The 10,787-nt window shown below is 37.8% G+C and carries 11 protein-coding genes, 1 riboswitch and 1 other annotated feature; of the genes, 2 read left to right on the top strand and 9 right to left on the bottom strand.

The window, feature by feature from the left end; all coding sequences use genetic code 11:
• A partial coding sequence (locus tag P5G49_RS05995) for a hypothetical protein (RefSeq protein WP_301242572.1) occupies positions 1 to 307 on the top strand: 307 nt, incomplete at its 5' end.
• 44 nt (positions 308 to 351) lie between these two features.
• Here P5G49_RS05995 and lysS read toward each other — a convergent pair.
• The 6 genes from lysS to P5G49_RS05965 all read right to left on the bottom strand — a co-directional run bounded on the left by lysS (position 352) and on the right by P5G49_RS05965 (position 6,893).
• Positions 352 to 1,812: a lysine--tRNA ligase gene (gene lysS / locus P5G49_RS05990; RefSeq protein WP_301242571.1), complete on the bottom strand. Its 1,461-nt coding sequence runs from the start codon at positions 1,810 to 1,812 to the stop codon at positions 352 to 354.
• 93 nt (positions 1,813 to 1,905) lie between these two features.
• Positions 1,906 to 2,170 (bottom strand) — a binding site (T-box leader).
• 138 nt (positions 2,171 to 2,308) lie between these two features.
• Positions 2,309 to 3,334 (bottom strand): DUF4179 domain-containing protein, encoded by a 1,026-nt coding sequence (locus tag P5G49_RS05985; protein ID WP_301242570.1) that lies wholly within the window; start codon positions 3,332 to 3,334, stop codon positions 2,309 to 2,311.
• On the bottom strand, positions 3,331 to 3,894 hold the full coding sequence (locus P5G49_RS05980; protein WP_301242569.1) for a sigma-70 family RNA polymerase sigma factor: 564 nt from the start codon (positions 3,892 to 3,894) through the stop codon (positions 3,331 to 3,333). Before P5G49_RS05980 ends, P5G49_RS05985 begins: the two co-directional genes overlap by 4 nt.
• Positions 3,895 to 4,567: 673 nt before the next feature.
• A complete protein-coding gene (locus P5G49_RS05975) occupies positions 4,568 to 5,509 on the bottom strand; it encodes an anti sigma factor C-terminal domain-containing protein (RefSeq protein WP_301242568.1) in 942 nt (313 codons plus the stop codon).
• Positions 5,502 to 6,008 (bottom strand): RNA polymerase sigma factor, encoded by a 507-nt coding sequence (locus P5G49_RS05970; protein ID WP_301242567.1) that lies wholly within the window; start codon positions 6,006 to 6,008, stop codon positions 5,502 to 5,504. The genes P5G49_RS05975 and P5G49_RS05970 overlap by 8 nt, the downstream gene beginning before the upstream one ends.
• Positions 6,009 to 6,359: 351 nt before the next feature.
• Positions 6,360 to 6,893: a hypothetical protein gene (locus P5G49_RS05965; protein WP_301242566.1), complete on the bottom strand. Its 534-nt coding sequence runs from the start codon at positions 6,891 to 6,893 to the stop codon at positions 6,360 to 6,362.
• A 260-nt stretch (positions 6,894 to 7,153) separates the two neighbouring features.
• Positions 7,154 to 7,332: riboswitch (Lysine riboswitch) on the top strand.
• Between the two features lie 126 nt (positions 7,333 to 7,458).
• On the opposite strand from P5G49_RS05965, the gene dapA reads away from it, so the two are divergent.
• Entirely contained in the window at positions 7,459 to 8,343 is an 885-nt protein-coding gene (gene dapA / locus P5G49_RS05960) for a 4-hydroxy-tetrahydrodipicolinate synthase (protein ID WP_301242565.1), read from the top strand.
• Positions 8,344 to 8,664: 321 nt separating this feature from the next.
• Here the strand turns inward: dapA and P5G49_RS05955 are convergent, their stop codons facing one another.
• The 3 genes from P5G49_RS05955 to P5G49_RS05945 form a co-directional block, all read right to left on the bottom strand.
• On the bottom strand, positions 8,665 to 9,582 hold the full coding sequence (locus P5G49_RS05955; protein ID WP_301242564.1) for a class I SAM-dependent methyltransferase: 918 nt from the start codon (positions 9,580 to 9,582) through the stop codon (positions 8,665 to 8,667).
• A gap of 73 nt (positions 9,583 to 9,655) precedes the next feature.
• Positions 9,656 to 10,162, bottom strand: coding sequence for a thiol peroxidase (gene tpx / locus P5G49_RS05950; RefSeq protein WP_301242563.1), 507 nt, complete (start codon positions 10,160 to 10,162; stop codon positions 9,656 to 9,658).
• Between the two features lie 34 nt (positions 10,163 to 10,196).
• Positions 10,197 to 10,778: an RDD family protein gene (locus tag P5G49_RS05945; protein WP_301242562.1), complete on the bottom strand. Its 582-nt coding sequence runs from the start codon at positions 10,776 to 10,778 to the stop codon at positions 10,197 to 10,199.
• Positions 10,779 to 10,787 lie beyond the last annotated feature (9 nt).

The following is a 10,787-nucleotide window of genomic DNA, read 5'->3' as shown; positions in this document are numbered from 1 at the left end:
CCTTCACTTCTACTATAAAAAAATAGTAGCACAAACCATGGCCATGGTCTGCACTACTAATGTTAGTATGTTTCCGCCGGCATGGCTTGAGCCTCCTCGGTCGCGAAAGGCGTGCGCCCTGTGGGGTCTCAAAGCTCATGCTTTTCCCGCAGGAAAAGCCGTAACGAAGAACGGCTTTTGCGAACAAAAGCGAAGCGTTGTGAGCACATCTTTGCACTTGCCGCCTTACGCTTCAATCAACGGAAATCCATTCAATATGACGATTTTGCCGCCCATCTTTACATTTCCCCAAAAAGTAATAAGATAACTCGGATTAACATCCATCAGCTAACCATAGATCACTATTGGCCCCTATAATTTTTTGGTTAATGGAAATAAAACACAATCTTTAACTGTTTCACTATCCGTTAATACCATTAACAGCCGTTCAACTCCAAATCCCCAACCAGAAATTGGTGGCATTCCATATTCCATTGCCATTAGATAGTCTTCATCCATCTCCATAGCTTCCAAATCTCCATTATTTTTAAGTTGTGCCTGCTCCTCCAACCTTCTCCTTTGCTCAAGTGGGTCAACAAGCTCAGAATAGGCATTTATTATTTCCGCGCCATTCACCACTAATTGGAACCGATCTGTGACAGCGGGGTTTTGATCATTCGCTCTAGCCAATGGTGATAGTTCAATAGGGTGCTTGATTAAGAAAGTAGGCTTAACTATATGAGGACGGCACATTTTCTTGTAGAGAAGATCAATAAAATTACCCCTTCCTAATGATTCAATATCCAAATAGTCTAAGTCGATGTTTTTCCTTAACGTTTCCTGATATAAATCTTTAACATCGGGATAAAGGTCAATATCAATGCCAGTATCTCTTATGATTAAGCCCCTAAAAGAAGCAATTTCCCATTCATCTGAAAAGTTTATCGTTTTCCCCTGAATAGTGATGGTAGTTGAACTAAAGGTTTTTTCCAATACAAACAAAACCATATCACGCATTAATTCCATTGTATCCTCATAATTCCAATATGCGGCATACCCTTCAACCATTGTAAATTCTTGAAGATGTTGAGGACTAATCCCCTCGTTCCTAAAACACTTAGCGAATTCAAATACTTTGGTAAATCCACCTACGATTAACCTCTTTAAATAGGTTTCCGGTGCAATCCGCAAATTTAATTCGGTATCTAAGGCGTTGTGATAGGTCCTAAATGGTTTTGCTATTGCACCAGAAGAAGTGTGTTGTAAAATCGGCGTTTCAACCTCTATAAATTCTCGATCCTCAAAGAATCTGCGAATGGCACGTACCATCTTGCTCCTTGCAAGTAAACGAGTTTGTGTCTCTTTCGTCATCAATAAATCCAAATAACGTTGTCTATATCGTAGTTCAATATTGCTTAAGCCGTGCCATTTTTCTGGCAGAGTTCTTAACGCCTTTCCAAGGAATACATAGCTTTCGATACGTAGTGTTTTTTCATTCGTTTTGGTACTGTAGATACGCCCTTCTGCACCGATAAAATCTCCTATATCCAATAAATTATGAAATTGATCATAAGGCACATCACCAATTTCATCCTTTTTCAAAAGAAGTTGTAAGCTTCCTTGGATATTTGAAATCGTTATGAAACTTAACTTGCTGAAGTTTCTAATGCTCATTATTCTTCCGGCAACCCGAACTCCGGAAGTTCCATCTTCAAGTTGTGTTGCCTCATTAAGTTCATAGTTTAAAGAAAACTTTTCAGGATAAGCTGTAACCCCCTCTGATTTTAAAGTCCTTAATTTTTCTATTCTGAAGTCTCTTTGGTCATTTCCCATACTGCTCGCTCCATTCTTTATTAGTTTGACTGTTATTTATTTCAAAATAATTATTTAGACAACAAAAAAACTCCCACCCCCAAGATTATCCATCTTGAGGACGAGAGTTTAAGCTCCGTGGTACCACCCCAGTTTATTGATATGTCATCATATCAACCTCTTCGGGTACGTCAATTATAATAATTGAGTATACCCTATCTCTATAACGGGAGATCCCGTCGCAGTATCACTAAGTACGTTCTTAGATCCGTGCGCAGCTCAGAGCCTTTTTTCATTAAGATCATTATTGCTCCTTCCCACCTACCGGAGCTCTCTGAAAATAATTAATCAAAATTACTGTTCTCTTCTCAGCCTTTATATTCCGTATAATTTGAAATCATCATATCTGAGAAAAACATTATTGTCAATCGTTTTATTGTCTGAGTAATTTGAATTATCGCGAAGAGCACTAATTTATTCAACATGCACGTTAAAACTTCTACAGGGGATATAAATATTACTTTTTTAACTCAATGACAATCGGATCTAGTTTGATTTCGGTGTGACCTTGACCAGACATAAGACTTGCGATTTCAACTGGTTGGATAAAGAGCTGACTGGCGCCTTCATGGATTGTACCGAATGTTGTCGTTCCTTTGAAGTTCTTCCCGTTATTAGTAGAAACGCCACCACCACCGCCTCCATCCATGTACACATGACCGAGATCGTCTGTGACTTGAAATACTGGTGTTATACTTGGCCATTGTTCAAGGAGTTCGTCCGTCACTACTTGTTCATAGGCAATAACCGTCGAAACATCAGTGAATTCAACCGATTTCAAAGTGAACTTCACATCTTTACTCTGTACAGTTTCATTCACGAGCTGTATATCTCCTTCTAAACGATCTAATGAAAAGCCGAATGACCAATTCCCCCTAATCTCTAAATCATTTGACATACTATTAAAGGCCTGCGGAGACCAAGTGATTTCCACTGTTTCTGGATATTGATCGTTCTTAAAATGTGGTCTGAATGTTGACAAGCCGACATATCGCCTATCACTTATCTTAGTAATATCACTACTACCACCACTACCACTTGCACCAACTACACCAAACCAATTTGGTGCACTTATACGCATCGTTTCGCCAAAATCATGATCAGTTTCAATCGCAAACGACACAGTAATGTTTGTTCCGTCATATACAGCATTATCAATCATGACCGTAATACCATTACTCGTCTGCGAAAGGTCAATATCGGTAGAGTAGGCCTCAAAATTCTTATAACGTTGTTCTTCATCATCAAAATAATTAATGACATTATTCATAAACGGTATTTGTGCAGCAAGGGATGGGAATGCAAAACCTGTTGCTGTACTTGCTCCACCAATGATAACTGCAGCGACGGCAATATCACGCCAAATCGGTGCTTTTTTGTGTTTTTTGAGTATATGTTGTTTGACGCGTGCCTTTTCGATATCTGTTACATCTAATAATACAAGTTGATCGATATCCATATCTATCCAATCCTTCATACTCATACAAATAGCTCCTTTAACTTTGTATTTGCGGCTAATTCTTTCTTGCCTCGATACAAACGATTATCTACCGCGGCTTTAGATATACCTAAATTGTCAGCAATTTCGCTATTTGAAAGCTCCAAATAATATTTCATCATAAAAATATCGCGGTCGATTTCCTTTAATCGACTAATCGCAAATAATAATTCGTTTTTTTCTTCCCGTTTCAAGACGGATGTGTCTGTTCGCAAAGTACTCGCTTTATGTTCAAGTGGTGCATCCGATTGTTCATGTTCGTTTTGTTTTTTAACCTGCCGATAACGATCAATTGCTTTGTATTTTGTAATTATGCCAATCCATTTCTTAAAGTCTTGTATATCACCTTGAAATTGATGAGCATTTTGCCAAACGGTTAGAAAAACATCGTTGATACATTCATCGATATCTGGTCGCTTCATATTGTGCAAAATTTTCGTCGCGATTGTTTTCACAAGTGGCATATAAGCATCAATGATGTACTCCAGTGCATCTTCTTTTTGTTTTTTTAATCTATTGACAAAATTTGTTGATGAACTTTTCATTTATTTCGCTCCTTATGTGATTGAAAAAGCTTTTTCATAAAGTACAACGAACTGTCTAAGAGTTTATTCTCAAAGAACTTTCAGTCTTTTTTTATTCATTAAACTAATTTTCATCTGGGGTTATATTGCTGTCAATCTTCATCATAGAAATCTTTGGCCCTGTCACGCAAAAAAACGCAGATCCATACTCTGGAAATGCGCCTTTGTGTTGAGGCTTGTGATTGAAGTAAACTAGTTAGTTTTCACGCTCCAGCCGAAGTCGGTCGCCTTCCACTCAATCAACTTAGGTGTCTGTTTCTATCGTCAATCGCGCCCGTTTGTGAAAGAAAGGTAATAAACGATTAGCTTCTTTTATCTTCTTTCAGTTCATTTAACCTCTGGGATAATTCATCAATTTTTTGAAGTAGTAATTCATCACTACGATTTTTCTTTTTCATAAACAATACTACAGTGATTAAAAAGTAAGCGACGAAAATAACAACCAAAACATAGATAAGAAGCAATATACTTGATATAAACGAAAACAATTCCTCCCCCCCTTTCACTTAGCTAAATCACCCTTTTCTGAACTGGCAAATTATTTTACAAGAAATATTCTGCAGCGAACACCAACAGCGAAAAAACACATATTACTTCATACTTGGAAGAAACATTTTCCTTAACAGAAAATAACCTAATAATTATTTATAACTCCTCCTAGTGAAACAGCCTTAATAAAGGGTTGTTGAATGATATTTGTTAATTCTTCCTTTGTACCATAAACGACGATGCCTAATATTTCCACGTCCTTTGCATCCACATCTTTCATAAAGTCATAAGCCCTATGATGTTCATGATAAAAACTCGTTTGTAAAAGATTTAAAAAGTCTTCATACTCATTATCCAATTTAATAGTTGAGTAAATAGAGTAGTTAACGGAAAAACCTAATGCTTCATTCTCTCTTATAAAAGTCGAAGACCAATCGTTTTTTCTCGCTTTTTCTTGAAATGTTTTCAATTGGCTATCACTATACGTGTTTATCCAAAACCAAGTAATTGTAGGGAGTTCATATAAGGGCAGTTCTCTCTGTTTATATGGTTTATCAAAAGAGAGCGCTACTTCATATATTTGTTCCCCCTGCATCTGGTTAATCAAATCTTCATCGTGTTTGTATTCTTGGTACGTAACATCCGGATGGAAAAACAGTAAGTTCCGCCAACCATTCTCCTTATAAGTAACCTGCCAATCCTCTCCAGTGAACCCAATGCTGTTACCTGCTATTCTTGAATAGGAGAGTGATGGCAGTACACCAAACTTGTATTGTTTTTGTTCGATTACTAGCGACTTGATTTTCATATTTTTGGAGACTTTAAATTGGCTTTCTCCACCTAAAATACCTTTTGTATCCACAGTTTCGCTAATATAACCATTTGGAGTACTAAGTTTGATATAAGCATCCCATTGTTTAAATGCGCTTTGGCTAAAGTAGGAATAAGCGGCAAAATTGATTGCATTGAGAACGACAAATACAATGACTGAGACAAAAACAATCATTATAATTGATTTTCTTTTACCCTTTTTTATCGCTTTCTTTATCTTCTGCTCGTCAAAAATATCCTCTCTGAAATCATCCATGTAAATTCCTCCATGTTTCTTGAAATTCTTTTCTTGCACGAAATAAATAAGTTCTTACAGTTTCTACCTTCATTCCTAACAACAGAGCAATATCTTTATAACTAAGCTCAAGCTCATATTTTAATAAAAGCAACTGCCTATACACTTCTTTAATATGCTTTAATGTAAGGTCAATTTCTTGACTCATTTCAAGACGTAAAATACTGGATTCCGTATCTTGGTCATTCGCAAAATTATTCCAGAAATGATGATCATCAATTGAAAATACCTGCTCTTTTCCCTTCCTTCCCAACATCTTTTTAAATTCATTCATCGAAATGGTGAAAATATATGAGAGGGCTTTATCGGATGGAACACCGCTACTATAAGCGATATACTTCATATAGCTTTCTTGAACAATATCTTCCGCATCTTCATGACTACAGCCATTCTTTTTTAAGTAGAAATAAATCATTTTTGCCTGTTCATTATATATTTTCAACAAAAACTGTGAATCCATAGTTCCTCCTTTCTAACGCCCCTCATTAATAAAGAGTCAATTTCTTTAAAAAGGTATACAATATAATGAAAAAAATATTTAAACACCAAATTCTACTATCTAACGTCTGCGGGGAATTTATTTACTAAAAGAAAAAAGCTACTCTCCATTTTCGAAGAGTAGCATACCACTTTATGACACTGAATTGCGCCGATATCTCATTAGGTATATGTTAATAATAAAATGTTCAACCATTATTGAATAGAAAATCACAAAAAATCGTACTTTGATCTCCTACTTGAATTTAAAGGTCGAATTAATGTTCGTCTGTCAGAAAGCCTTTGTCTTTCCACTTTTCCATTTGTTTACTTATTATTCAAACGGTATGACCGTTTCCACTCCACTTTGAACAATACTCACCTTCTTTATTTCTTTAGATACTTCTTTATCAATCTTAAGTACAAATGTTCTCGGAGTTGCACTGGCATCGCAAGCTCCGTCTGGTTCGAATAAAGATACTGAAATAGTTTTTCCAGAGTTTAACTCAACATTGTTTATCTTGTAGGGACAACTTCCGGATTCGTGAACACCAACGAAAACAACGGCTTTCTTGTTAAAGTCGACGTTTGGTTTTGCATTTTCAAATTCATATAAGCTCCATATATCGCCATATTCAGAGTGATTTTCAACTTTTTTCACTAAATACTGAAAAAATGGTGTTTCCTTTCTTTCGAACGCAAGATCATTAAAGTTGGAAGGTAAGGCTTTCGCACTCGCTATTATTTCAAATTCAATGACTTGATTACTATCATCTGCCAAATTACCGCTGGTTTTATCTTCTGCACCACATCCTATTAATAAGGTGCTAACCAAGATAGCAAAAACAAACATATAGATTCTTTTCATTACTATGTCACTCCCTTTCACTATCAGACGGTTAAAACGATACTGGTTACAGATTTATTCCGTTAAATGGTCCCTTTCTGCCAAAACGGATGCCCGCGCCCCAAGGAAAGCGACCAACCGAAGCGGAAATCAACCTTATTGCAAATTAATTTCTAAAAAATTCATTACTTTTATACGCTTTATTAAGTTTTACTTGCAATTCGGACCAATAAGGGTTAAAGTTTTAGTAATTCAATATTATCTTATTTCGAAAGTTTTGAAGTAAGGATAGAGGCGCAAAGACCATCAGTACACAATCGGAGGATAATGAGATCCTGTGATGTTTGTGGAAAGGGGAATTTGCCGAAGTGTAGAGAATCTCATTCTTCTCGAAGCTGGTTCTGGGTTGAATAAGTCCAGGATTGTCATATAGGAAACTATATGGAGGGCTATCTTATGCAATGAAATAATTTATTTTATTTCAAGCAACAACGAGCCCTCGTTGTTGCTTTTTGCGTTCATTTACAAAATGCCCCTCTCCTCTATTTATTTTATAAAAAAATAAATGATAGGACGTGGAGAATTTATGAATTTCGGACAAATCGTAACAGCAATGGTGACACCTTTTAACGAACACGGAGATATTGACTTCCCAGCAACAAGAAACTTGATCAATCATTTACTCGCAAACGGAACTGACGCTTTAGTCGTGGCAGGCACAACTGGAGAATCCCCTACATTAACAAACGAAGAAAAATTAGAGTTATTCAGGTTTACAGTAGACGTCGTCGCAGGACGAGTTCCGGTTATTGCAGGAACTGGTTCGAATAATACGAAGGAATCCGTCGATATGACCATACAAGCGGAAAACGTTGGGGTAGATGCAGTTATGCTTGTGGCACCTTATTATAATAACCCTTCTCAAGAAGGCTTATATTTGCACTTCAAATCAATTGCGAACGCTACTTCTTTACCTGTCATGCTTTACAATATTCCTGGACGCAGCGTCGTCAACATGACGGTAGACACAATCGTCCGCCTTGCTGAAATTCCAAATATTGTAGCGCTCAAGGAAGCTAACGGTAATTTAGACGCGATGGCCGAAATCATCGACCGGACGCCTGCAAGCTTTTCACTATATAGTGGAGATGATGCTTTGACAATTCCAGTCTTGTCTATAGGAGGAGTAGGCGTTGTTTCTGTTTCATCACATATTATCGGAAACGAAATGCAATCAATGATTCGAAACTTTAAACTTGGCAATGTTCAACAGGCGGCAAAAGACCACCGTAGACTATTGCCAATGATAAAGGCACTCTTTGTGGCACCAAACCCTTCCGGTGTAAAAGCCGCATTGAATTTAACAGGAACGCATGTGGGCGGAGTCCGCTTACCGATGATTCCATTAAATGACGAACAACTGCTTACAGTACAAAACGCCTTGAATGCACATGAGGAAGTAACTGTCTAAAGTAAGTCATATTTTAAGAAGGAGCTGTCCCGAAAGTCAAAAAACTGACTTTCGGGACAGTTTTTTAAAAAATAAGATGTTAATAAGTCTGTTCCGCGACTCGACTTCCCATAAATCATATCGATCTTCCCATAGAGTCGCCGCAACTTCCCATAGAACTCGTCCGACTTCCCATAGAACCGTCGAAACTTCCCATAGAGCCGCCGATACTTCCCATAGAACGCATAAGACTTCCCATAGAGCTTCTATTCCCGCGTAAGTACACAATTCAAAAAGCGACACATCATTCGATTGAATGACGTATCGCCTTTTTTCATTATATTATTGTTCATCAACCCACTCATCAATCTTACGTAAGAATGATGCCATTGCGTTTTTATCTGACATATTCGGTACTTTCGTTAAAAGGACATCAGGTGTCCCTTTCATATTCGGTTCAGGTTTCTGAAGCACAAGGATGCTTTTCTCATGTACCGAACTTCTAAATAGGGATTCCGGCAATTGTATAACCGCACGTACAAGCGCATTCTTTTTCACATAGCGATGGAGCAAGGAAGATTGATCCGACTCAAAAATGGAAGCCGGAACAAGGAAGATTCCATATCCCCCACCCTTTAAATGATTCATCGATTGTTCGATGAATAAATGATGCGAATAGGCATGTCCTTCTGCAGGCATCATTTCAAAATTGATGGCATTTTCATCATCTGGATAAAAACCAACAGGTAAATCACAAATAACTAAATCCACCGGGTCGACCATTAACGGACGCAACGCATCTTGTACAAAAAACTGTACAGGCTGCTCAAGTAGGTCTGCAGAAACAGCGGAAAGTCTCACCAATAGCTCATCGATTTCCACGGATGTAGCCACGGCTTTCTCCCCCATAGTGTTCATGACAGTAAACAGAAGGTTGCCTGTACCAGCAGCAGGATCTAATAAGGTCACTTGATCCTTTTTATCCATAAGCCTATTTGCAAAATGGCCGATAAGCATGCCAATTGCATCCGGTGTCATCTGATGATTTGGTTGCGCATGCTCTTTCATTCCTTTTAAAACCGCAAGCTGTATTCCTCTTCGTATTTCTTCCTTTGTAACCGAAGGACTCAACCTGGGCATACTTTCGCCGGATAACCATTGATTGCATGCATCAATGATTGACTCTAAATAAAGATTCTCCTGATTCGAAGTTGCAAACTCGTCTAAAAACTTAAAGATATGTTCAGTATTTGTAACCATGTTTTATCCCTCTTATCAATTCTAAAAAATGTAATGCTGTGAAAAGCCCACCCGTTTCCGAGTGGGCCAATTATTATTCAGTTAACTTTTTTACAGCTTCAATCGCCTTATCGTAATCCGGATGATCCGTTACTTCTTTTACATATTCTACGTAAGCGATATTGTCATCCTTATCAACGACGAAGATGGAACGCGCTAACAGTCGTAATTCATTGATAGCAACGCCAAATGCTTCTCCGAATGACAGATCACGATGGTCTGATAATGTTTTGACGTTATTGGCATCCTCGGCCTTAACCCATCTTGCTTGAGCAAATGGAAGGTCAACAGAGATTGTGAGTACTTCAACATCATCACCAAGTGAAGACGCTTCTTCGTTGAATTTTTTTGTTTGCAATGAACATACACCCGTATCAAGTGATGGTACAACGCTGATCAATCGGACCTTTCCTTTTGAATCGTCCAACGTGACAGGTTTCAAACCATTTGAAAGAACTGTGAAATCTGGAGCTTTGTCGCCAACCGTAACTTCTTTACCCAGCAATGTAACCGGATTTTGTTTGAAAGTAACACTAACCATGAAGACGCCTCCTCTATCATTTCATTTCATTCTACTAAACAATTGTTCCCGCTTGCAACTCTTCGACCTTCTCACGCCTTGTTTCAACTACTTCTTTTTCAAAGGACTGCTCATGAATGACATATGTGTCCGCAAACAGATCATGCAGCGCTTCTTTTTTAGGCATGAAAATAACAAGTAGATATGGAAGCGTCAAAAGTCTTGATATGAAACGACCGATAACCTCTCTAAAAAGAATTGTCCCCCAGGAAAGCCCCCCACCGTCTTTTTGAACAACTTTAATGCCCATTATCATTTTCCCGATTGTTTGACTGAAAAATTTCGTCATAAGGGCAAAATATACAAGGAGTAGCAATAAGATTACTACCTTGTACGAACTGAAAAGCAGAAAGCCCGGATTGGAAATTTTAATGTCAAAAACTCTAAATATCGGTTTGATGAGAATTCCACTAACCGCGGATACCATAGTCAGGTCAATTAAATATGCCCAGAACCGGGTCCAGAAACCCGCTAACTTCGGTCTAAATTGTTCTGTTTTTAGTATTTCATATTGAGGAAGGCGACTTTGCCCAGCAACGTCCGTCATCGTTTGATTTTGATTTATATCATCCGTCATTATTATCTC

This window comes from Sporosarcina highlanderae, from assembly GCF_030433715.1.
Classification (GTDB): domain Bacteria; phylum Bacillota; class Bacilli; order Bacillales_A; family Planococcaceae; genus Sporosarcina; species Sporosarcina highlanderae.
Note: the sequence above shows the minus strand (reverse complement) of the source record. Positions and strands in the feature narration are given on the sequence as shown.